This is a genomic window from Leucobacter chromiisoli (genome assembly GCF_016522505.1).
Lineage (GTDB): Bacteria > Actinomycetota > Actinomycetes > Actinomycetales > Microbacteriaceae > Leucobacter > Leucobacter chromiisoli.
Genome location: NZ_JAEHOH010000001.1, coordinates 117426 through 138249, shown reverse-complemented (window position 1 = coordinate 138249; position 20824 = coordinate 117426). Strand labels below are relative to the sequence as shown.

Annotated in this window: 23 protein-coding genes; 4 read left to right on the top strand and 19 right to left on the bottom strand. The window is 72.7% G+C overall.

What is annotated here, in order from left to right; genetic code table 11:
• Window positions 1-31: 31 nt before the first annotated feature.
• Window positions 32-1180, bottom strand: a complete 1149-nt coding sequence (locus JD276_RS00635) for an ABC transporter permease (protein ID WP_200112733.1) — start codon at window positions 1178-1180, stop codon at window positions 32-34.
• Window positions 1177-2103, bottom strand: coding sequence for an ABC transporter ATP-binding protein (locus JD276_RS00630; protein WP_200112731.1), 927 nt, complete (start codon window positions 2101-2103; stop codon window positions 1177-1179). The genes JD276_RS00635 and JD276_RS00630 overlap by 4 nt, the downstream gene beginning before the upstream one ends.
• 190 nt (window positions 2104-2293) lie before the next feature.
• Between JD276_RS00630 and JD276_RS00625 the strand changes: the two genes are divergently transcribed.
• Together JD276_RS00625 and JD276_RS00620 are read left to right on the top strand one after the other, a co-directional pair.
• On the top strand, window positions 2294-3805 hold the full coding sequence (locus tag JD276_RS00625; RefSeq protein ID WP_200112729.1) for a sensor histidine kinase: 1512 nt from the start codon (window positions 2294-2296) through the stop codon (window positions 3803-3805).
• Window positions 3802-4674: a response regulator transcription factor gene (locus JD276_RS00620; RefSeq protein ID WP_200112727.1), complete on the top strand. Its 873-nt coding sequence runs from the start codon at window positions 3802-3804 to the stop codon at window positions 4672-4674. The genes JD276_RS00625 and JD276_RS00620 overlap by 4 nt, the downstream gene beginning before the upstream one ends.
• 18 nt (window positions 4675-4692) lie before the next feature.
• On the opposite strand, the gene JD276_RS15725 is transcribed toward JD276_RS00620, so the two are convergent.
• The 7 genes from JD276_RS15725 to JD276_RS00595 form a co-directional block, all read right to left on the bottom strand.
• Window positions 4693-5283 carry a PfkB family carbohydrate kinase gene (locus JD276_RS15725; RefSeq protein ID WP_372432799.1) on the bottom strand — a complete coding sequence of 197 codons (591 nt, stop codon included), beginning with the start codon at window positions 5281-5283 and terminating at the stop codon, window positions 4693-4695.
• 50 nt (window positions 5284-5333) lie between these two features.
• Window positions 5334-5537: a PfkB family carbohydrate kinase gene (locus tag JD276_RS16390; RefSeq protein WP_372432798.1), complete on the bottom strand. Its 204-nt coding sequence runs from the start codon at window positions 5535-5537 to the stop codon at window positions 5334-5336.
• Window positions 5534-5884 carry a YciI family protein gene (locus JD276_RS15715; protein WP_233615154.1) on the bottom strand — a complete coding sequence of 117 codons (351 nt, stop codon included), beginning with the start codon at window positions 5882-5884 and terminating at the stop codon, window positions 5534-5536. The genes JD276_RS16390 and JD276_RS15715 overlap by 4 nt, the downstream gene beginning before the upstream one ends.
• 119 nt (window positions 5885-6003) lie before the next feature.
• The gene (locus JD276_RS00610) at window positions 6004-6636 is read right to left on the bottom strand and encodes a GNAT family N-acetyltransferase (RefSeq protein ID WP_200112726.1); all 633 of its coding nucleotides are present in this window, start codon (window positions 6634-6636) and stop codon (window positions 6004-6006) included.
• Between the two features lie 57 nt (window positions 6637-6693).
• Complete coding sequence (locus tag JD276_RS00605) at window positions 6694-7407, bottom strand: hypothetical protein (protein ID WP_200112724.1); 714 nt, start codon at window positions 7405-7407, stop codon at window positions 6694-6696.
• Window positions 7408-7409: 2 nt separating this feature from the next.
• On the bottom strand, window positions 7410-8414 hold the full coding sequence (locus JD276_RS00600; protein WP_200112722.1) for an ABC transporter ATP-binding protein: 1005 nt from the start codon (window positions 8412-8414) through the stop codon (window positions 7410-7412).
• A gap of 100 nt (window positions 8415-8514) precedes the next feature.
• A complete protein-coding gene (locus JD276_RS00595; protein ID WP_200112720.1) occupies window positions 8515-8901 on the bottom strand; it encodes a GntR family transcriptional regulator in 387 nt (128 codons plus the stop codon).
• A gap of 187 nt (window positions 8902-9088) precedes the next feature.
• Here JD276_RS00595 and JD276_RS00590 point away from each other — a divergent pair, with 187 nt between their 5' ends.
• Window positions 9089-10000, top strand: a complete 912-nt coding sequence (locus JD276_RS00590; protein WP_307866368.1) for a carbohydrate kinase family protein — start codon at window positions 9089-9091, stop codon at window positions 9998-10000.
• Window positions 10001-10117: 117 nt separating this feature from the next.
• Window positions 10118-10930, top strand: coding sequence for a siderophore-interacting protein (locus JD276_RS00585; protein ID WP_200112718.1), 813 nt, complete (start codon window positions 10118-10120; stop codon window positions 10928-10930).
• A 4-nt stretch (window positions 10931-10934) separates the two neighbouring features.
• On the opposite strand, the gene JD276_RS00580 is transcribed toward JD276_RS00585, so the two are convergent.
• The 10 genes from JD276_RS00580 to JD276_RS00535 all read right to left on the bottom strand — a co-directional run bounded on the left by JD276_RS00580 (window position 10935) and on the right by JD276_RS00535 (window position 20808).
• The gene (locus tag JD276_RS00580; RefSeq protein ID WP_200112716.1) at window positions 10935-11585 is read right to left on the bottom strand and encodes a nucleoside/nucleotide kinase family protein; all 651 of its coding nucleotides are present in this window, start codon (window positions 11583-11585) and stop codon (window positions 10935-10937) included.
• Window positions 11585-12316 (bottom strand): SDR family oxidoreductase, encoded by a 732-nt coding sequence (locus tag JD276_RS00575; protein WP_200112714.1) that lies wholly within the window; start codon window positions 12314-12316, stop codon window positions 11585-11587. Before JD276_RS00575 ends, JD276_RS00580 begins: the two co-directional genes overlap by 1 nt.
• Window positions 12317-12330: 14 nt before the next feature.
• Window positions 12331-13089: a class II aldolase/adducin family protein gene (locus JD276_RS00570; RefSeq protein WP_200112712.1), complete on the bottom strand. Its 759-nt coding sequence runs from the start codon at window positions 13087-13089 to the stop codon at window positions 12331-12333.
• Window positions 13082-14650: a rhamnulokinase gene (locus tag JD276_RS00565; RefSeq protein ID WP_200112710.1), complete on the bottom strand. Its 1569-nt coding sequence runs from the start codon at window positions 14648-14650 to the stop codon at window positions 13082-13084. The genes JD276_RS00570 and JD276_RS00565 overlap by 8 nt, the downstream gene beginning before the upstream one ends.
• A 10-nt stretch (window positions 14651-14660) precedes the next feature.
• A complete protein-coding gene (locus JD276_RS00560) occupies window positions 14661-15434 on the bottom strand; it encodes an SDR family oxidoreductase (RefSeq protein WP_200112707.1) in 774 nt (257 codons plus the stop codon).
• A 156-nt stretch (window positions 15435-15590) separates the two neighbouring features.
• Entirely contained in the window at window positions 15591-16601 is a 1011-nt protein-coding gene (locus JD276_RS00555) for an ABC transporter substrate-binding protein (protein ID WP_200112705.1), read from the bottom strand.
• A gap of 84 nt (window positions 16602-16685) precedes the next feature.
• Window positions 16686-17765: an ABC transporter permease gene (locus JD276_RS00550; RefSeq protein ID WP_200112703.1), complete on the bottom strand. Its 1080-nt coding sequence runs from the start codon at window positions 17763-17765 to the stop codon at window positions 16686-16688.
• The gene (locus tag JD276_RS00545; protein WP_200112701.1) at window positions 17762-18556 is read right to left on the bottom strand and encodes an ATP-binding cassette domain-containing protein; all 795 of its coding nucleotides are present in this window, start codon (window positions 18554-18556) and stop codon (window positions 17762-17764) included. Before JD276_RS00545 ends, JD276_RS00550 begins: the two co-directional genes overlap by 4 nt.
• A 90-nt stretch (window positions 18557-18646) precedes the next feature.
• Window positions 18647-19732, bottom strand: a complete 1086-nt coding sequence (locus JD276_RS00540; RefSeq protein WP_200112699.1) for a class I mannose-6-phosphate isomerase — start codon at window positions 19730-19732, stop codon at window positions 18647-18649.
• Complete coding sequence (locus JD276_RS00535) at window positions 19729-20808, bottom strand: LacI family DNA-binding transcriptional regulator (RefSeq protein WP_200112697.1); 1080 nt, start codon at window positions 20806-20808, stop codon at window positions 19729-19731. The genes JD276_RS00540 and JD276_RS00535 overlap by 4 nt, the downstream gene beginning before the upstream one ends.
• Window positions 20809-20824 lie beyond the last annotated feature (16 nt).

Below are 20824 nucleotides of genomic sequence, written 5' to 3'. Positions count from 1 at the left end.
GGATGCCGCGGGCGGTCTCGAGCCTCCCGGCTCAGCCGCGGATCGCCTCGCCGAGCTTCACCCGGCTGCCCGTGCGCAGGATCGAGTTGCTGTAGATGCGCGAGCCGATCCAGAGCACGACCGCGATCGAGGCGGCGAGGATCCCGAGCGAGAGGATCGGCTCCCACCACTCGGCGGTGCCGAGGTAGAGCCGCATCGGCATGCCGATCGGCGCCGAGAAGGGCACGTAGCTCATGATGGAGAGCGCGAGCGGGTTGCCGTTGAAGAAGATGATCGCGAAGTACGGGATCATGACGAGCCACATGACAGGGCTCACCGCCGACGCGACGTCCTCCTGGCGCGAGACGAGCGTCGCGAGCGCCGCGTACATGGTCGCGAGCAGCACGAACCCGAAGGCGAACAGGATCCCGAACCAGATGAGCGAGATGCCGAGCTCGCCGAGCAGCAGATCCTGCCCCGTCGCCAGCAGGCCGATCGACGCCACCGCGGCGATCGCCACCACCTGGCCGATGGCGAGGATGCTGTTGCCGAGGATCTTGCCGGCCAGCATGGTGCGCGCGGAGACGGTGGCGAGCAGGATCTCGACGATGCGGGTCTGCTTCTCCTCGACCACGCTCTGCGCGATCGTGGTGCCGAACGTGATCGCGCTGAACATGAACACCACGCCGAATGCGACGGCCACGAGGTAGGCGATCGCCGGGTTGTCCGAGGTCGGGTCGAGCAGCTCCACCGACGGCGTCGCCGAGAGGATCTGCACCAGGTCGCTCGGCGGGCTGTCCTTCGCGAGCACGGTCAGGTCGACGGCGGTGTCGCCGCCCGGCACGACGGCCGCGTCGACCTCGTCGTCGAGCACCAGCCGCTCGGCCGCCGCGCGATCCGGCGCCTGCGTCACCTCGAGGTCGTCTCCCGCGAGCGGCTGCAGCACCGCGGACGCCTCGCCCACCGCGGCGACCTTCGTGGGGCCGCCGAAGCCGCCGGACTTCGCCATGAAGCCGCTGAACAGCACGGAGGCGAGCACGAGCAGCAGCAGCACCGCGCTCGAGATGAGGAACGCCTTGCTGCGCAGCTTCGTGGTGATCTCGCGTTCGGCGACGAGCCAGGCTGCCTGCGCGCCGCCCACCGGGCGGGATCCCGACGGCCTCGCCGAACCGGGGGCGCGGGTCTGAGTGTTCGCGGTCATTGCACGACCTCCTTGAAGATCTCGGCCAGGGTGGGGGTGATGGGGCCGAAGCGGCGCACGATCGCCGTCTCGGAGGAGCCGTGCGTCTCGGAGGAACCGTGGGCGACGGCGCGGGAGAGCACGGACTGGGCGGCGGCGTCGCTGTCGGCGTCGAAGCGGGCGAAGCCGCCGTCGAGGTGGGTGACCTCCACGCCCGGCTGGTCGCGCACCCACCCCGCGTCGGCCGACGGCCCCGCGAGCTCGATCTCGAAGGCGCTGCCCGAGTGCCGGGCGCGCAGCTCCTCGCGCGATCCCGCCGCCAGGATCCGACCCCCGCCGATGACGACCACGTCGTCGCAGAGCCGCTCGACGATGTCGAGCTGGTGCGAGGAGAACAGCACCGGAGCTCCCTTGGCCGCGTAGTCGCGCAGCACGCCGAGCACCACCTCGACCGCGATCGGGTCGAGCCCGGAGAACGGCTCGTCGAGCACGAGCGCGACCGGCTCGTGCACGAGCGCGGCGGCGATCTGCGCCCGCTGCTGGTTGCCGAGCGAGAGGCTCTCGAGCGGATCGTTCGCGCGCTCCCCGAGGCCGAGCCGGTCGACGAGCTCGGTCGCGGATCGCTTCGCGTCTCCCGCGGACATGCCGTGCAGTCGGCCGAGGTAGACGAGCTGCTCGAGCACCTTCATCTTCGGGTAGAGGCCGCGCTCCTCGGGCATGTAGCCGAAGCGGGCGCGATCCCCCGCCGTGATGGGGGCGCCGTCGATGGTCACCGTCCCGGCATCCGCCGAGAGCACCCCGAGGATGATGCGCATGGTGGTGGTCTTGCCCGCGCCGTTGCCGCCGACGAAGCCGGTCATGCGCCCGCCGTCGACCCGGAAGCCGACGTCGTCGAGCACCCTCCGCTCTCCGAAGCTGCGGGTGATTCCCTCGAGCTGGATCATCTCGCTCCTCACGTTCCCGGCCGCGTCTGCCGCCGACTGCCTTCCACGCTATGCGGTTCGGGATCCCGGCGCCTCCGCCGCGCGACGGGGTTCGGCGGTCATGCCGCGCGCAGCGACTCCCCCCGGAGGGGGAGGGCCGGCCGCCGCGAGGGGGAGGTCTGAGCGGCGGGCCCCCGGTAGCCTGGAGCGCATGAGCGAGACAGGGACCGCGGGCACCGCCGCGACCGCGGACACCGCCGCAGGGGCCGCGACCTCGGACACCGCGGGCATCGCGAGCGCGGTCGGGGTCTCGGGGAGCGCCGAGTGGAGGCGGCCGAAGCCCGGCGCCGCGGGCCTGCGATCCGACGTCGGCATCGCGATCCTGCTCGCCATCGCCTCGCCGGTCACGGCACTGCTCTACCACCGCACGGGGCTCTACGAGGAGGTCGCCCCTCCCTGGGTGTGGGTGCTCGGCCTCGGGCTCGGCACGCTCCCCCTGGCGCTGCGCCGCAGATTCCCCGTGCCCGCGGCGATCCTCGTCTCCATCGGCTTCTTCATCTGCAACCAGTTCGGCGTTCCCGACCTGCTCGTCGTGCAGATCTGCCTCTTCACCGCGCTGTACACGATCGGCGCCTGGGAGCAGAACCGCAGGCTCGCCTTCTGGTCGCGGTTCGGGATCACGGCCGCGATGCTCATCTGGGTCGTGCTCAACCTCATCGTCAGCTCCTCCGACGAGACCCTCTTCCCCGGCCTGCCGCGCACCGGGATCTTCTCGGCCTTCGCCACCTTCGCCGCGATCCAGATCATCACGAACCTCGTCTACTTCGGCGGGGCGTTCCTCTTCGGCGAGCGCGCGTGGCGCACGGCCCGGCTCATGGCCCGGCTGGAGGCGCAGGGGCACGAGCTGGAGCTCGAGCGGCAGACGAGCGCCGACCAGGCCGTGGCGCTCGACCGGATCGCGATCGCGCGGGAACTGCACGACGTCGTGGCGCACCACGTCTCGGTCATGGGCATCCAGGCCGCGGCCGCCCGGCGCAGCCTGGAGCGCTCCCCCGGGCGCGCGGCGGAGGCTCTGGAGATCGTCGAGGAGAGCGCCCACTCGGCGGTGACGGAGCTGCGCCGCCTGGTGCACACCCTGCGGGAGCCGGCCTCCGACGATCCGTCGTCGACCATCGGCGTGGCCCAGCTCTCGGCCCTCATCGCCGACTCCCAGCGAGCGGGCACCCCCACGACGCTGATCGTCGTCGGCGAGCAGCGCCCCCTGCCGCTGCTCGTCGACGTCGCCCTGTACCGCGTCGTGCAGGAGGCGCTGACCAACGTGCGCAAGCACGCGGGCCGCGGAGCCGAGGCGACGGTCCGCCTGCGGTTCAGGGACGCGGAGGTCGAGGTCGAGGTCGCGGACACCGGGACGCGGCAGACCCTCTCGCCACGGGGCGCCGGATCGGGCGGGCATGGCCTGCGCGGCATGCGCGAACGCCTCGGAACCGTCGGCGGCTCCCTGCGCGCGGAGCGTCGGGAGCGCGGAGGCTTCCTCGTGGTCGCCCGGGTGCCGCTCGCACCGGCCCGCCACGGCGGCTCGGCAGGCGGGCCGGATGACGGCGGCTCGGCCGTCGGGTCGGATGACGGCGGCGGGCCCGGCACGAGCCCCACCGGAACCGGCGCCCGCGCAACACCGCCGGGCGGCGGCCCCCTGCCCGCTCCGTCATCGGAGGTCCCCGCATGATCCGCGTCCTGCTCGTCGACGACCAGGCGCTCGTGCGCTCCGGGTTCCGCATCATCCTCGAGTCGGAGGAGGACATCGAGGTGGTCGGCGAGGCCGCCGACGGGGACGAGGCGGTGGACCTGGCGGCGTCGCTCCGCCCCGACGTGGTCTGCATGGACGTCGAGATGCCCCGCATGGACGGGATCGAGGCCTCTCGGAGGATCCTCGGCCGGCCCGGGCCGGGCGCCGCCTCGGGATCCGGTTCGGGTGCCGTCCCCGGTCCCTCCCCCGGCGGCGCGCGCCCGGCGATCCTGATCCTCACCACGTTCGGGCACGATCGGTACCTCTTCGACGCGCTCTCGGCGGGCGTCAGCGGCTTCCTGTTGAAGACGGCGCGCGCGGAGCAGCTCATCGACGCGATCCGCACGCTCGCCTCGGGTCAGGCTCTGCTCGGCCCCGACGTCACCCGCGCGGTGATCGAACGGGTCGCGGCTCAGGGCGCCGACGGCCCGACAGACGACGGCGCCGGAGTCTCGCGAGCGCCGGGAGGCTCCGAGACCCGAGCGGTCGCCGGGGCGCGGGAAGGCGCGGAGTCCCCCTCCGTCGACCCGGCGGCGGTCGCCGAGGCAGCCGCGGCGCAGGCGTCGGCGGTGCTCGACGAGGGGGCCGGATCCCGCGGCGCCGCCGCGATGGACGAGGCCCGACTCACCGAGCGAGAGCGGGAGGTGCTGAAGCTGGTCGCCGCCGGACGCTCGAACGGCGAGATCGCCGCCGAGCTCTTCCTCGGGGAGGCGACGGTGAAGACCCACGTCTCGAACCTGCTGCAGAAGCTCGAAGCCCGCGACCGCATCCAGGCGATCGTCTGGGCGCACACCCGCGGCGTGGTCTAGCCGCTCCCGCGGCGCGGTCTAGCCGCTCCCGCGGATGAAGGTCTCGACCTCGGCGCGATCCGGGAACGACGACTGCGCCCCCGGGCGCTGCACCGCGACGGCGGAGACCGCGGTCGCGAAGCGCACGGCGTCCCGGAGCGGGCGGTCCGCGGCGAGCTCGGCGGCGAGCGCACCGACGAAGGCATCGCCGGCGCCCGTCGTATCGGCGGCGGGAACCGCGTAGGCCGGGATCCTGTCGGCGCCCGCCTCGTCGAGCACCAGTGCGCCCTCCGATCCGAGCGTGATCACCACCGATCTCGCCCCCGCGCGCCGCAGGGCCTCCCCCAGCTCCTCGAACGCGGCCGGCGCGCCCGCATGGACGCGGCCCTCCCCACCGGAGCCCGCTCTCCCGTCCGCGCCCGCACTCGCGTGGGCGCCCGCGCCCGCGTGGGCGCCGAGCACTTCACGGGCCTCGTGCTCGTTGACGACGAGCGGATCGCACCACCGGAGCACCCGGGGTTCGATCCGGATCCCCGGAGCCGCGTTGAGCAGCACCCGCGCGCCCGCGCCCGAGGCCTCCTCCGCCGCGCGCAGAGCGGTGTCGAGCGGGATCTCCAGGCTGAGCACCACGACCCGCGCCGCGCCCCGCACCGCAGCCGAGCCCCGCAGGCGCACGGGCGTCAGGGCGGCGTTCGCGCCCCCGCGCGTCCCGCTGCCGCGGCCTGGTTCGCCCCCTTGCCGCCGGGGAAGGTGCGCAGCTCGGATCCCAGCAGCGTCTCCCCGGATCCCGGGCGCCGCGGCACCTCCACCACGAGGTCGACGTTCGCGCTGCCGACGACGACCACGTCGGCCGCGCCGGCGCTCCGGGGCCCGGGGTCCGTCACGGGCGCTGCGCCGAGGGCAGGCACTCCCGCACCTCGACCCAGGTGTCGAGTTCCCCGGCGATCTGCGAGGCCAGCTCGGCGGCTCGGGCGGCGTCCGCGACCCGCACGACCCAGAGCCTCGCCAGCGGATCCCCCTGCGCGTTGAACCAGCCCGGCCGGGTCTCCTGCCCCGGCCCCACGAGGCTCGCGTGCGCGTCGGAGTCGAGCACCTCGGTCCACTCCAGCTCGGATCGGCTCGCGAGCTCGTCGTCGAAGCGGGCGAGGAACGCCGTCGCCTCCTCCACCCACTCCGGAGTGCGCCCCCAGACCTCGGACTCCCTGCCGTGGAGCAAGAGCATGTATCGCACGGTGGCCTCCTTCTCCGTCGACCGGTGCACCCGCTCTGCGGCGCGCGGGCGCTCCGGGTGCCTCCATGCTGGCACGACGACGCAGCCGTGTCGACCGGAACCGGACGAGGCGCCGCTGCTCAGCCGAGGCGCGGCGAACCGGAATCCGGCGACGCCGCCTCGACGTGCCGGAGCACCCGGGCCTCCAGCCCGACCCGCACGCCCGGCCACTCGGCGCGGGTGATCGAGAACACGACGGTGTCGCGCACGTAGCCGGCCGGCAGGCGCGTGTGGGCGCGCAGGATCCCGTCCTGCTTCGCCCCCAGCCGCTCGATCGCCTCGCGCGACGGGCGGTTGAAGAAGTCGGTGCGGAACTCGACGGCCGAGCACTCCCAGACCTCGAAGGCGTGCCGCAGCAGCAGGAGCTTCGACTCGGGGTTGGTGCCCGTGCCGTGGCTGCTCTCGGCGTTCCAGGTGGAGCCGATCTCGACTCGGGGCACCGACGCGTCGATGTTCATGAAGGTCGTCATGCCGATGATCGCGCCGGTGTCGGTGCGGCGCGCGGTGAAGGCGAGCATGCCGCCCTCGTCCTGCAGCCTCAGGCGGCGGCGGATCTCGTCGCGCATCTCGTCCGGGCTCGGGATCCTCGTGTAGGTGAGCCGCCACATCTCGCCGTCCTCGGTCGCCGCGACCAGGCCGTCGTGGTGCTCCATGGCGAGGGGTTCGAGCGTGACGAGACGTCCGGCGAGGGTGCCGGGGTGGCGGAGGGTCATGCGGGATCTCCCGGGTTCGGTGCTGCGCTGCGTGATCAGCCTACCCGCGCCCCCGCCCTACCGCACGGCCGTGCGGCGCATGCAGAACCAGGTGCCCACGAGCGCGACGAGCGCGACCGCGATCCCGAACAGCGCGACGCGGAACCGCGTGATGCCCGCGATGATCTCGCCGAACTGCGGCACCAGGATCAGCAGCGCGATCACCAGCACCAGCGCCAGCGCAAGCGCAAGGATCGTCGGTCCCTTCGACCCGAACCGCACCCAGACCGCCCCGAAGGCGCCGCCGACGCTGAGGAAGACGAACACGGCGATGAACACGGTGGGGATCAGCACGCCGAAACTCCCGGATCCGAGCAACAGGGTGTCGAGCGCGTACGCACCGAAGAACCAGTGGTCGGTCGCCAGTTCGATCCCGAGCAGCACGGTCATGATGACCGTGATGTAGGCGGCCTGGATCAGGTTCGCGACCGCCGTGCCCGCGACGTAGGCCCGCCGGGTGGTGCCGAGGGCGAGCGCGAAGGGGAAGGTCGTGGCGACGGCCTGCACGCCGAGGTAGACGAGGAAGCCGGGGAGCGACCAGACCATTCCCTGGTTTCCGGTCCGCGCTCCCTCGGCGTAGGCGGGGTCGAGCGGATCCATCCCGGCGCGCTGCAGGATCGCCGCGATGATCCAGGTGATCACCAGGACGAGTCCCACGATCATGAGCGGGACGCCGAAGGCGACGACCGGCTTGTTGAGGTGGAGGCGGGTGACGTTGATGACGTGGTTCATGGTCATGCTCCCTTCCGGGGCGAGGTGCTGGTGGGTTCGTCGGAGGCGACGGCCGCGACGGTCTCGGTGAGGCCCGTGTCGGCCCGGGCGGAGTGCTCGGCGGCCGCGAGGGGCTCGGGGCGGTGGGTCGGGGTGTCGGCCCCGTCGAAGCCGTAGGCCGCGACGAGCTCCTGCAGGGTGACGGATCCGAGCTCGAGATCCGACGCGGCGGCCGCCCCGCGATCCTCGGCGGTCACGCGGCCCTCCACCACCACCGTGGCGAGGCCGCCGATGCTGTGGCGCGAGAGCACGCGCCGCCCGGCGACGTAGTCGGCGACCGCCTGCGCCTTGCCCGAGACCTGGTGCGCCATGCCGCGGAGCTCGTCGGCGGTCGAATCCTGCACCACCCGCCCGCGGTCGAGGATCACCACGTGCTCGAGCAGCCGGTCCATCTCGTCGATGAGGTGCGTCGACAGCACGATGGTGCGCGGATGCTCGGCGTAGTCGCGCAGCAGCACGTCGTAGAAGTGCGTGCGGGCGGTCGCGTCGAGTCCGAGGTACGGCTCGTCGAAGAACGTGACCGGGCAGCGGGAGGCGAGCCCGAGCACGATGCCGAGCGCCGAGAACTGCCCGCGCGAGAACTTCTTGATGATCGGCTTCTTCGGGATCCGGAACAGCTCGACGAGCTCGTCGGCGAGACCCTGATCCCAGTTCGGGAAGAAGATCCTGGCCGCTCGCAGCGCGTGGATCAGCTTGTAGTCGTCGGGGTAGCGCTGGTTGTCGCGGAGGAAGCACATCTGCTCCAGGGCGCGCGCGTTCTCGAACGGGCGCTCGCCGAACACCTCGATCTCGCCCGAGGTGGGGGCATCCTGCGCCGTGACGAGCGACATGAAGGTCGTCTTCCCCGCGCCGTTGCGGCCGAGCAGACCGGTGATGGTGTTCTCGCGGATCCTGACGCTCACGTCGTCGAGCGCTCGGGTATCGCCGTGGACCCGGGTGAGCCCGCGGGTCTCGATCGCGATGGTCATGGTGCACTCCTTCTGGTTTCGGGTACGTCTGCAGTGGGCGAGGACGTGGGGCCTCGGCCGGGTTCCGGGGGATGCTGGGTCGGGATGCGGGGGTTCGGGATCAGGGCCCGCCGGGCCCCGGGGCCTCCGCCGCCCTCGCCTCCGCCTCGACGAGGCGGACGACCTGCGGGAGGTCGAGGCCGAGGGCTCGGGCCTCGGCGAGGAGGGGGGCGACGAACCCGTCGACGAACCCCTGCTGCCGCTCCGAGGCGATGCGGGTCTTCGCGCCGTCGGCGACGAACATCCCGATGCCCCGCTTCTTGTAGAGGATCTCCCTGTCGACGAGGAGATTCAGGGCCTTCCCCGCCGTCGCGGGGTTGATGCGCATGTAGGCGGCGAGCTCGTTGGTCGAGGGGACCTGCTCGCCTTCGGCGTAGGCTCCCCGCAGGATGTCGTCCGCGATGCGGTCGGCGAGCTGCAGGAAGATCGGCCGCGTGTCATCGAACACCCGGCACCTCCTTCCTGTTCGAGCCCGGGCTCTCGAGTGAGTTCCTCGGTTAGTTACTTCACTAATGAACCTACGCACCTGTCCCGGGGTTGTCAACCCCGCGCCGACGCCTGCCCCGCGGGCGAGGCGAACTACACTGGATGCGGCGAACCGCGCCACCGACCACCACCGGAAGCCAGGAGACAGCGTGAACGAGAACACCCAGGCGCCGGGCGCGGCGCTCCTCGTCGGCGAGGCCCTCATGGACATCATGACGAGCGACGGCGAGACCCGGGAGTTCATCGGGGGCAGCCCCGCGAACGCGGCCGTCGGCGTCGCCCGCCTCGGCCACTCGGCCCGGCTGCTCACCCGCCTGGGCCGCGACCCCAGGGGGGAGCGCATCGCCGCGCACCTCGAGGGCGAGGCGGTCGAGCTGCTGCCCGAGTCGTGGCGGGAGGAGCCCACCTCGACGGCGCAGGCGATCATCGCGGCCGACGGCAGCGCGACCTATCACTTCGACATCTCGTGGGAGGTCCCGTCGGTCGCCGTCGACGACGTCGACCTCGTGCACGCGGGGTCGATCGCGCTCTTCCTCGAGCCCGGCGGCAGCGACGTGCTGCGCCTGCTGCGCGAGTTCGCACCGCGCGCCATCGTGACGGTGGATCCCAACATCCGCCCCTCGCTCCTCCCCGACCACGCCGTCGCGCTGCGGCGCTTCGAGGATGCCGCGGCGGTGGCCGATCTCGTCAAGCTCAGCGACGAGGACGCGGAGTGGCTCTACCCCGGCACCACCCCGGAGGCGGCCGCGGAGCGCATCCGAGCCCTGGGCCCCGCGATCGTCGTCGTGACGCTCGGGGCCGAGGGCGCGCTGGCGCTGAACGCCGCGGGGAGGGCGCGCATCCCGGCGCACCCGGTCGACGTGGTCGACACGATCAGCGCGGGCGACTCGGTCATGGCGAGCCTCATCTCGAGCCTGCTCGAGCGCGGGGTGGAGCTCTCGCAGGCGGAGCTGGCCACCGTTCTGGATCGGGCCGCACGCGCCGCCGCGATCGCGGTGTCCGTCGCGGGCGCGAACCCTCCCCTCCGCGCGCAGCTGGAGGATCCGACCCCCTTGCGCTAGTTCATCAGATGAATTAGCTTAGGTGAGCCTCACCCGTTCCTCTCGTCGCGGGGGAACGACGGTGCGCGGGGCGCAGGGCCCCGCGCAGCACGCACCGCTCACCACGAAGGGGCAGCCATGGCCGCTCAGAACATCGCCGTCACGCACGCCGACACGGGCCTCGTCACCGCCGAGGTGGTGGCCGCCGAGCGCATCTCGCCCAACATGGTGCGGGTGACGGTCGGCGGCGACGAGATCGCGGACTGGCGGAACCTCGGCTTCGACCAGTGGTTCCGCCTGGCGCTGCCGGTCGCGGGCGCCGACACCCGCTTCGACAGGCTGGCCGAACGCTTCGACACGCGCGGCTACCTGCGCTACCTCTCGCTGCCCAAGGCCACCCGGCCGGTGATCCGCAACTACACCGTGCGCGCCTTCCGCCCCGCGGCCTCGGAGCTCGACATCGACTTCGTGGTCCACGGCTCGGGGGATCCCGAGCACGCCGGTGTCGCCGGCCCCTGGGCGTCGTCGCTCCCCGTCGGGCAGCGGGTCGCGCTCATCGACCAGGGGTGCGGCTACCGGCCGGTCGACGGAGCGGATCGCGTCGTGCTCGCCGGCGACGAGAGCGCGATGCCCGCCGTCCTCGGGATCCTGCGCGACCTGCCCGCCGACGCGACGGGCCACGCCGTGATCGAGGTCCCGCACGCGGACGACCGTCAGGCGGTCGCCGCGCCCGCGGATGTGGACGTGCACTGGATCGTCCGCGATCCGGGATCGGCGCCGGGCGCCGAGGCACTCGACGCCCTCCGCGGGCTGCCGGAGTGGAGCGGCCCCGTCTCGGCCTTCGTCGCCGGCGAGCAGAAGCTCGCGACCGGGGGCCGCCGCCACCTGGTGAACGACCGCGGGGTGGCGAAGTCGGCGGTCGACTTCTGCGGGTACTGGCGGGCGCGGTAGCGGATCAGCCGTCGTAGCGCACGGAGAGCACGCGGTCCGCGAGCGCCGCGCTCGCAGCGACGACCGCGGCGTTGCGCTGGTCGGTGCCATAGCTCCACTCCCGCGCCTCCTCCGGGCTGCGGCCGTAGCGCTCGTGCCTGGCGACGAGCCACGCGAGGCGCTGCGCCTCGTCGGGCTGCACGAACCAGGTCTCCGTCAGCAGCGGCCGCACCGCCGCCCAGTCGCCCTGTTCGTATGCCGCATCGAGCAGCAGGTAGTTGCCCTCGGTGATGACGAGCGGCACCTCGGGATCGATGCGCACCGACCCCGCGATCGCCGCCTCGAGCGAGCGGTCGAACACCGGCGCGTAGACGGGGCGGTCGGCGGCCAGCACCCGCTGCAGCGTGCTGCAGTAGCCGTCGACGTCGAAGGTGTCGGGCGCGCCCTTGCGGTCCGCGCGGCCGAGCCTCTCCAGCTCGGAGTCGGCGAGGTGGAAGGCGTCCATGCCGAGCAGCACGGCGTCGCCGCCGAGGGCCTCGACGAGCGCGTCGGAGAGCACGCTCTTCCCTGCGCCCGGCGCTCCCGCGATGCCGAGGATCGCGCGACCGCCGCGCTCGGCCAGACGCCGCGCCGCCGCGACGAGCTCGGCGAGGCCGACGTGCTCGACGTCGCCCATCAGATGTCCTGCCCGGTCGGCAGGATGACGAGATCCCGGATCACCACGTGCGCCGGCCGGGTCAGCATGAACAGCACCGCGTCGGCCACGTCGGACGACCGGATCCCCGTGCGCTCCGCGATCTTCTCCGCCTCCTCGGCAGAGCCGTGCTCGAAGCCCCAGAGCGGGTTCAGCACCACGCCGGGGGCGATCGCGCCGATCCTCACCCCCGTCTCGGCGGTCTGCTGCCGCACGGTGTGCACGAAGGAGTGCACGGCGTGCTTCGAGGCCGAGTAGACGGGCTCCCAGGGGATGTCCTGCACGCCGGAGACCGAGCTCGTGACGAGGATGTCGCCCGACCCCTGCTCGACGAGCCTCGGCAGCGCCGCGTGCACGAGCGTCATCACGCCCGTGACGTTCGTCGAGACCAGCTGCGCGATGGACTCCGCCGAGGTCTCGGCGAGGTCGCCCCCGATGTAGATGCCGGCGTTCGGCAGCACGATGTCGAGCCGGCCGAAGCGCTCGACCGCTTCCGCGACCGCGCGCTCGGCGACGCCCGGATCCCCGACGTCGGCCGCGACGGCGTGCACCCGGTCGGGCGCCGTCGCCGCGAGCTCCGCGAGGCGCTCGGCCGACCGGGCCACCGCGACGACGCGGCAGCCCGCAGCGAGCAGCGCCTCCGCGACCGCGAGGCCGATGCCCGAGCTCGCGCCCGTGAGCACGGCGACCTTGCCCTCCAGCTGTGACGTCATGGTCTCTCCCTCTCTCAGTTGCTCAGCAGCCCGCGGCGGAACTGCTCGTCGGGCCTGCTGTCGATGCGGACGACCTCCTCGGCCGGCATGAACTGCACGCCGCCGACGGCGGCCGCGCCGATCAGCACCCGCGCGCACTTCTGCGCCATGCGCGTGATGCCCAGCACCTCGGCGGCGGAGGCGCCCAGCGCGAACATGCCGTGGTTGCGGAGGTAGATCACGCGCGGGCTCTCCCCGTGGCGCTCGATATGCTCCGCGAGCAGCAGCGCGACCTCGCGGGCCAGGCGGATGCCGGGATCGATGTAGTCGACGAGCAGCGGCGTCGCCCCGAGCACGACGATCTGATCCGGGAACAGCCCGCCCTCGATCAGCAGCTCGGCGCGCTCGGAGCACAGCAGCGCGTTCACGTCGGTGGGGTGGCTGTGGGCGACGACCCGGGCGTCCGTGCTGGCGTAGACCACGGCGTGCAGCAGCGCCTCGACCGAGGGCCGGCGGCCGTGCGCCTCCGCGACGCGGCCGAAGAGCTCCGAGACCTCGGTGTCCCCGGCATCGGGATCGCCGATCAGCCGCTCGGCCTCACCGAGATCCAGCGGCACGAAGTCGGCCGCCTCGGCGTCCCCGAGCACGGCACCGCTCGCCTTGACGAGCATCTCGCGCTCACCGATCCGCACCGAGGTGTTGCCCTCGCCCAGGATCGCAGCGTCGGCCGACGGGTCGCCCAGCCGCCGCGACAGCTCCACGAGCGCGTTCAGCGCCTGATCTCGTTCAGTCATGCGTGTCCTCCTGGTGTTCGGGACGGAAGGGGACGCCGAGGTGACCGGCGGTCTCCCCGTCGTCGATGTCGATGGTGCGGGCGACGGCGAGGCTCGGCAGCTCTCCGGCGGCGACGGCGAGCTGCAGCAGCACGCCCCTCGCCGACGCCTCCGGCGGCCCGGCGACGACGGGGAGGCCCGTGTACCGGGCGGTGAGCTCGCAGAGCACGGTGTTGCGCGATCCGCCGCTCACGATGCGCACCGCGTCCACGGTCGTGCCGGCGAGCTCGGCGGCCTCGGCGAGCGCCCGCGCGTAGGCCGCGGCGAGGCTCACGAGGACGGCCCGCACGGTCTCGATCCGGTCGCGCGGCCGGTCGTGCCCCGCCGCCTCGCAGCCGTCCCCGATGCGGCGGCTCAGGTCGCCCGGCGCCTGGAGGGAGGGGTCGGCGGGGTCGAAGCGGCCGCGGTACGGGGATTCCCGGGCGCCGGCGAGAAGCTCCTGCAGCGCGGCGAGGGGCCAGGTCGCCAGGCCGTCCTCGGCGGCCCACTCGCGCGTGAGCTCCTGCAGCAGCCACATGCCGCTGAGGTTCTTCACGAGCAGGGTGTCGCCCTCTGCGCCGAGCTCCTGCGTGAAGCCCCGCTGCCTCGCCTCCGAGGTGAGGATCGGCTGCGGCACCGCCAGACCGACGACGGCCCAGCTGCCGCACGAGACCACGCCCCAGCTCCGCCCCGCGGCGGACCCCGCCGACGGGGCGGACCCGTCAGGCGGGCCGGTCGGCTCACGAGGCGCCGCCGCGGTGACGGCGGCGAAGGCGGCCGCCGTGTCGTGCCCCGTGACGTAGTAGACGGGCAGCGGCGCCTCGGCCCCGATCCGCGTCGTCAGGTCGGGGCTCGTGCCGCCGGCGAAGTCTCCCGGCGAGACGAGCTCGGGCAGCCGCACCTCCGCTCCGTAGTCGGCGAGCAGGCGCCCGGACCAGGCGTCGTCGCGCCGGTCGAGCAGCGCCGTGGTGGACGCGAGGGTGCGCTCGGCGGCCACGCGCCCGGTCAGCAGGTGGACCACGAGGTCGGCGATGAGGATGGCGGTGTCGCCGTCCGAGCCGATGCCGGCGCGGGCGTCCTGCCGCAGCTGGTGCGCGGTGTTGATCGCCTGGTCGAGCACGCCCGTGCGCTCGTAGGCGTCGCCGACGTCGAGCCCCCGGGAGGTCTCGGCGGCGAGGTCGGGGTCGGCGTCGCGGTGGTGCCGGACGAAGGCCCGCAGCTCGCCCGCCTCGTCCAAGCGCGCGTAGTCGACGCCCCAGGAGTCCACGCCGATCCCGCGGATCGCCGAGCCCTCCGCGGCCGCGGCCGCGACCGCGTCGCGCAGCCCGGCCTCGAGGAATCGGCGGAACGCGTCGAGATCCCAGGACAGCCCCTGCGCCGTGCGCAGCGGCGTGTTGGCGAACCTCGCGACCTCGCGGATCGTCATGCTCGGGGCCGACGGCACGCCCTCCGCACCCGTGCCCCGGAGCGTGCCGAGCATGATCCGGCCCGAGGAGGACCCCATATCGACGGCGACGTACGCGCTCCCCTGCTTCGTGCCCACGGTCGCGCGCTCAGATCGCGGTGTAGCCGCCGTCGACGACGATCGTCTGGCCCGTCAGGTAGCCGGCGGCCGCGTCGGAGGCGAGCAGGAGCGTCGGCCCGTGCAGATCCTCCGGAGTGCCCATGCGGCCCATGGGGGTCGCGGCGTTCCACTGGGCCGCGAGCTCGGGCTCGACCTCGGTGAACTGCCTGGTCATGTTGGAGAGCGTGTAGCCGGGCGCGATGGCGTTGACGCGGATGCCCCGCTGGGCCCACTCCACGGCGAGGGACTTGACGAGGTGATCGACGCCGGCCTTCGAGGCGTTGTAGGAGGCCTGGAACTGCGGCACGTTCACGATCCGCGCCGACATCGAGGAGATCATCACGATGGAACCGCGCACGCCGGCGCCGATCGCCCGGCGACCGAACGCCTGGGCGCAGTAGAAGGTGCCGCTGAGGTTGACGTCGACGACGCGGGACCAGGTGGCGCGGTCGACCTCCGTGGAGTCGCCCCAGATGCAGATCCCGGCCGCGGTGACGAGGATCTCGGGGGTGCCGAGGGCCCGCGCGACGGTCTCGAAGGCGGCGTCCACCGAGTCGGGGTCGGTGACGTCGACGGTGGCGTGCGCGGTCGGCGCGCCCGTCTGCTCCGCGAGCCGCGCGGCCGACGCCTCGACCTCGGGAAGCAGGTCGAGCAGGGCCACCGAGCACCCCTGCCCGGCGAGCGCCTGGGCGAGGGAGTAGCCGATCCCCCGCGCGCCGCCGGTCACCACTGCCACTCGTCCGCGCAGGTCGTCACACTTCATCGTCGTCTTCTCCTTCAACCTCGTTGTCTCTGCCCCGACCTCGGTCGGCTCCCTCTATCCTGCCGTGTCCCGGAGGCGCTCCTCCACCGCGCGGTGCGCGTGCAAGCGCGGTGCCGCCGGCCCCTGCCCGGGCCGACGGCACCGCGCCGTCGCGGATCAGCCGCAGGAGGAGACGTACGCGGCGTCGCCGCCCTCGCCGTCCAGGTTGTCCTGCGTGATCACCGTGAACCCGGTCTGGATCTTCTCCTCGGTCTCCTCGCCGTTCAGCGCGGCGAGCGCCTGCGCGACGCCCTCCTCGCCGATCTTGCGCGGCTCCTGAGCCACGAGGGCCTGCACGACGCCGTCCTCGAGCTGCTTGACCTGGGCCGGGCCGGCGTCGAAGCCGACGATGGTGATGTCCTCGGCCCCCGCCTGCTTCACACCGGTCGCGGTGCCCTCGGCGGCGAACAGGTTCGCCGCGAAGATGCCCACGATGTCGGGATCCTTCTGCAGGGCGGCGGTCACGAGACGGGCCGCCTCGGCGGGCTCGTTGTGGCTGTACTGCACGCCCAGGTACTCGAACTTGTCGTTCGCCTCGGCGGCCTGCTGGAAGCCCTCAGCGCGCTGATCGGTCGTCGAGATGCCGGGATCCACCGAGATCACGAGCACCTTGCCGCCGTCGGGGTGCGCCTCCTCGATCGCCGAGAAGGCCGCCTCGCCGCCGCCCACGTTGTCGCTCGACACCTGCGAGACGGCCGCGGACGGATCCTCGAGCGTCGTGTCGACCAGCACCACCTTGATGCCGGCGGCCTCGGCGGCCTTGATCGGGGCCTCCATCGCCTTCACGTCGGTCGGCGCGACGAGCAGTGCGTCCGGCTTCGACGAGGTGACGGAGTCGACGAGCGGCTTCTGCAGCGTCGGGTCGAACTTCTCGGGCGCCTGCTCGGAGACGGTGCCGCCCGCGGCCTCGACCGCGTCCTGGATGCCGCAGCCCATGCTGATGTAGAACTCGTCGCCCGCGACGCCGGGGACGAAGACGAACTCGTAGGCCTCGTCTCCGCCGCCTCCGTCGCCGCCGTCACCGCTGTCGTTCGCGGCGGGCGAGCTGCAACCGCTCAGCGTGAGCGCGAACGCCGCGCCCAGGGCCGCGACCCCGAATGCCGACCTCTTCCACTTCTTCGTGTTCATGGTTCTCTTTCCTTCGTGTTGTGTGTGGTGGTGATGCGCTGGTGGGCGCGCGGTGCCCGGGCCGGGGGCCCGGGCACCGACGCGTCACGTCTGTTTTCGACCGACGCCGAGCATCTTCTTCCAGATGCCCTGCGTCTGGCCCCGCGCGGAGGCCGCCCGCCTGACCTGATCGACGTACACCGCGATGATCAGCACGGCGCCGACGGCGACCTGCTGCCAGAAGGGCTGCACGCCGGTGATGACGAAGCCGTTCTGCAGCACGGCGGGGATGAACAGGCCGACCACGGTGCCGAAGATGGTGCCGGATCCGCCGAACAGCGAGGTGCCGCCGATCACGACCGCGGCGATCACGTTCAGGTTGGTCTGCTGCTGGCCGGCGATCGCCGTGGTGCTGAACTGCGCGAGCGACATGATCCCCGCCACGCCGGCGAGGCCGCCGGAGATGGCGTAGATCGCGATGAGCTTCGCGTCGACGTTGACGCCGACGCGGCGAGCCGCGAGCTCGCTCGAGCCGAGCGCGTAGGTGTGGAGCCCGAACCGGGTCTTGTGCAGCACGATGCCGCCGATCACGATGAAGAACAGCGCGATCACGGAGATCACCGGCACCGAGCCGAAGACGTTGCCGTAGCCGATCGTGTCGGTCAGCACGCTCGGCACCTCGCGGATGTCGACGCCGCCCGTGAGGATCTGGGCGAAGCCGAGCGCCATGCCGAGCGAGCCGAGGGTCACGATGAGCGGCGGCACCTTGGCCTTCGCGATGAGGAAGCCGTTCAGCAGGCCCCACCCGAGGCCGCAGCCGATCGACACCAGGATCCCGACCGTCGCGACGCCCCAGCCGTCGCCTCCCATGGAGCGCATGACCATCGCCGAGACGACGCCCGAGAACACGAGCACCGAGCCGATCGACAGGTCGATGCCCGCCGTGATGATGACGAAGGTCATGCCGACGCCGAGCACGGCGAGGATCGAGGCGTTCTGCACCACGAGGCGCATGTTCGAGGCGGTCGCGAACTGCTCGGGCGCGAGCGCCGAGAAGATGATGACGATGCCGATCAGCACGAGGAAGATCTGGAACGCCTGCGCCTTCAGCAGGTGCTTGAACCAGCTCTCCTTGTGCTCGTCGGAGGAGCCGATGGCCATGGTCTCGGTGACGGGCGCGCTCATGAGCCGTTCCCCTCTCGTGCGGGGCCGGTCTCCCGGCCGGGCCCGCTGACGGCGCCGGTCATGTAGCCGACCAGCTCCTCCATCGAGGTCTGCTGCGCGTCCAGGGTGGCGACCCGCGTGCCGAGGCGCAGGATCTGCACCCGGTCGGAGACCTCCATGACGTGCGGCATCGAGTGGCTGATGAAGACCACCGCGATGCCCTTGTCGCGCACCTTGCGGATCGTCTCGAGCACGTTCTTCGTCTGACGCACGCCGAGGGCGGCCGTGGGCTCGTCGAGGAACACGACCCGGCTCGCCCAGTGCACCGCGCGCGCGATCGCGATGGCCTGGCGCTGACCGCCCGACATCTCGCCGACGGGGGAGGTGAGCGAGCGCACCGTCGCGCCCAGGTCGTTGAAGGCGTCGCGGGACTTCTCCCGCATCTCCTTCGTGCGCATGAAGCCGAGCTTGCCCGCGAGCCCCGCGACGGGGAGCTCCCGCCCGAGGTACATGTTCTGCACCGGATCGAGGTGCGGGGCGAGCGCGAGATCCTGATAGACCGTCTCGATCCCGAGCGCGCTCGCCTGACTCGGCTGGCTCAGCTCGACGGGCTTCCCGTCGAACAGGACCGTGCCGCTGTCGACCGCGAGGTTGCCCGAGAGCGCCTTCACGAGCGTGGACTTGCCGGCTCCGTTGTCGCCGATGAGGGCGACCACCTCGCCGGGGTACACGTCGAAGTCGACGTCGTTGAGCGCTCTGACGTTGCCGAACTGCCGGGACAGGCCCCGCGCTTCCAATACTGGCGTGGGCATATCAGCTCCTTTCCTTCCCAGGACGCGCGCAGTCGGCGGTCGCCGCCACACAGGTCTCCGATCGCCGACGGCCTTCGTCGGCGAAGTCTCTCATCGCACGCCTCCGCGATGCAGCGTCTCGGGCCAGCCGGCGCCGGGCAGGCAGGCGAGCACCGAGGCGTTCCCCTCGACGCGCCACGGGCCGAAGGCGTCGGGCACCGCGAACGCCTCGCCGCGGCGGATGCCCACCGAGGCGCCGCCCGCGAGCTCCGGCACGAGGCGCCCCTCGCCCGACATCGCGACGACGACGGCGAAGCTCTGCGGGAAGAGCCCCGATGCGGCCTCGCCAGCGGCGGCGTGCGCGCCCCCGACCTCGACCCCCGACGCGCCCCGGAGCACGCGGAAGTAGGGGTCGGCCGGCGCGGGGAGCAGCGAGACCGGGCCCGCCGAGACGGGATCCTGCCCCGCCCGCGAGATGAGCGCCGCGACCTGCTCCTGCGAGAGCGCCTCGGTCGACACCGAGGGCATCACGGCGTCGAAGCCGAGGTCGAGGTGGGACTCCTCCCGCGTGGAGGTGGTGACCGACCACTCGAGCAGGATCGAGAAGTCCGTGGGCTCCTGCACCTCGGCCACGAAGACGCCCTCGCCGATCGCGTGCGCCGTTCCCGCCGGGCACATCATCGCCATGCCGGGCTCGACGGGGATGCGATTGAGGTGATCCAGCATCCACTCGCTGTCCTGCGCGTCGCGGCGGCGGTCCAGCTCGTCGCGGTCGACGGGCTCCTTCCAGCCGACGTAGACCGCGCCGCCCGGCTCGGCGTCGAGCACGTACCAGGCCTCGGTCTTGCCGTAGGGGCAGTCGAGGTGGCTCGCGGCGAAGTCGCGGGGCGGATGGACGTGGACGGGCAGGCGCTGCCTGGCGTCGAGCAGCTTCACGAGGATGCCCGTGTCGCTCTCGGTGCTGCCGCGCCCGCCGACCCACGCCGCCGGGTCGGCCGCCACGTGGTCGCGCAGCAGCGAGCCGTCGTCCGTGACCGCCAGCCCGACCGAGCTCTCGCCGAACCGGGAGACGGTCGCACCGAGCCACTCCTCCGGCTGATGGTCGCTCTCGGGCACGATCCCTCGCAGGGCGGCGATGCGGTCTCCGCCCCGGTAGAAGTGCTGCACCGGGTTGGGAGGGAGCAGAAGCGGGTTCATGAGACTCCTCGGCTCTGGGCTGACAGTGCGCGGTCGGCGGGCGGGAGCTCGCCGGAGCCGCGGGGGACGAGATGGACGGGGACGACGATCTCGCTCGGCTGCGCGCCGGGGTGCTCGACGAGCTCCATCAGCCGGGCGAACGCCACCGACGCGATGCTGCGCGGATCGTGGTCGACGCAGGTCACGCCCGGCGTGAAGACGCTCGCGAGCTCGAAGTCGCCGAAGGAGATGAGGGCGACGTCTCGATGGCCGCCGGCCTGGATCGCGTCGAGGGTCGCGATCGCCGAGCGGGCGGTCGCGCAGAACACGGCCGTCGGCGCCTCGGGCCCGCTCAGGAGCTCGCCGACGGTGGCGGCGAGGTCGATGCGGCGGCGGCGATGATCGATCGTGAGATGCGGCGGCGCGGTGAGGCCCGCGGCGCCGAGGGCGTCGGCGAAGCCGGTGTAGCGGCGGCCGGTGGTCTGCGGGTGGAGCTCGTCGTAGCCGATGAAGGCGATCCGCTCATGGCCGACCGCGATGAGGCGCTCGACCGCGTCGCGGGTGGCGCTGTAGTCGTCGACCACGACCGAGTCGAGGCCGGTGCGGGCGCTGTCGAGGCAGACGACCGGCATCCTCCGGCGCAGCTGCTGCAGCAGCGATGCGTCCTCGCCCGTCGGCGTCACGATGAGGCCGCGCAGGCGGTAGCCGGCGAGCCGCAGCAGCTGATCGCGCTCGCGGTCGGGATCCCCCGAGGTGCTGGCGAAGACGACGTTCATGCCCTGCTCAAGCGCGAGCTCCTCGATGACGCTGACGATCGCCGCGAAGAACGGGTCGCCGATCGCGTCGATCACCACGCCGATCGCGTCCTGACCGCCGGTCTTGAGGGAGCGGGCCATGGTGTTGGGCACGAAGCCGAGCTCGCGGATCGCCTCGAGCACCCGCTCCTGGGTCGCCCGCAGCACGCCGGGCTCGTCGTTCACGACGCGGGACACCGTCTTGATGCTGACGCCCGCCGCCGCCGCCACGTCGGAGAGGCGCGCCGGTGCGGAGGGACGCGCGACCGCGCCCGCTCCCGCAGCGTTCGAACCAGCACTCACCCTCGAGCCCCCGACA

What these genes read in the sequence shown, in the direction of transcription:
- JD276_RS00635 (WP_200112733.1), bottom strand. Translation starts at nt 1,180, where the DNA reads ATGACCGCGAACACTCAGACCCGCGCCCCCGGTTCGGCGAGGCCGTCG.
- JD276_RS00630 (WP_200112731.1), bottom strand. Translation starts at nt 2,103, where the DNA reads ATGATCCAGCTCGAGGGAATCACCCGCAGCTTCGGAGAGCGGAGGGTG.
- JD276_RS00625 (WP_200112729.1), top strand. Translation starts at nt 2,294, where the DNA reads ATGAGCGAGACAGGGACCGCGGGCACCGCCGCGACCGCGGACACCGCC.
- JD276_RS00620 (WP_200112727.1), top strand. Translation starts at nt 3,802, where the DNA reads ATGATCCGCGTCCTGCTCGTCGACGACCAGGCGCTCGTGCGCTCCGGG.
- JD276_RS00610 (WP_200112726.1), bottom strand. Translation starts at nt 6,636, where the DNA reads ATGACCCTCCGCCACCCCGGCACCCTCGCCGGACGTCTCGTCACGCTC.
- JD276_RS00605 (WP_200112724.1), bottom strand. Translation starts at nt 7,407, where the DNA reads ATGAACCACGTCATCAACGTCACCCGCCTCCACCTCAACAAGCCGGTC.
- JD276_RS00600 (WP_200112722.1), bottom strand. Translation starts at nt 8,414, where the DNA reads ATGACCATCGCGATCGAGACCCGCGGGCTCACCCGGGTCCACGGCGAT.
- JD276_RS00585 (WP_200112718.1), top strand. Translation starts at nt 10,118, where the DNA reads ATGGCCGCTCAGAACATCGCCGTCACGCACGCCGACACGGGCCTCGTC.
- JD276_RS00580 (WP_200112716.1), bottom strand. Translation starts at nt 11,585, where the DNA reads ATGGGCGACGTCGAGCACGTCGGCCTCGCCGAGCTCGTCGCGGCGGCG.
- JD276_RS00575 (WP_200112714.1), bottom strand. Translation starts at nt 12,316, where the DNA reads ATGACGTCACAGCTGGAGGGCAAGGTCGCCGTGCTCACGGGCGCGAGC.
- JD276_RS00570 (WP_200112712.1), bottom strand. Translation starts at nt 13,089, where the DNA reads ATGACTGAACGAGATCAGGCGCTGAACGCGCTCGTGGAGCTGTCGCGG.
- JD276_RS00560 (WP_200112707.1), bottom strand. Translation starts at nt 15,434, where the DNA reads ATGAAGTGTGACGACCTGCGCGGACGAGTGGCAGTGGTGACCGGCGGC.
- JD276_RS00555 (WP_200112705.1), bottom strand. Translation starts at nt 16,601, where the DNA reads ATGAACACGAAGAAGTGGAAGAGGTCGGCATTCGGGGTCGCGGCCCTG.
- JD276_RS00550 (WP_200112703.1), bottom strand. Translation starts at nt 17,765, where the DNA reads ATGAGCGCGCCCGTCACCGAGACCATGGCCATCGGCTCCTCCGACGAG.
- JD276_RS00545 (WP_200112701.1), bottom strand. Translation starts at nt 18,556, where the DNA reads ATGCCCACGCCAGTATTGGAAGCGCGGGGCCTGTCCCGGCAGTTCGGC.
- JD276_RS00540 (WP_200112699.1), bottom strand. Translation starts at nt 19,732, where the DNA reads ATGAACCCGCTTCTGCTCCCTCCCAACCCGGTGCAGCACTTCTACCGG.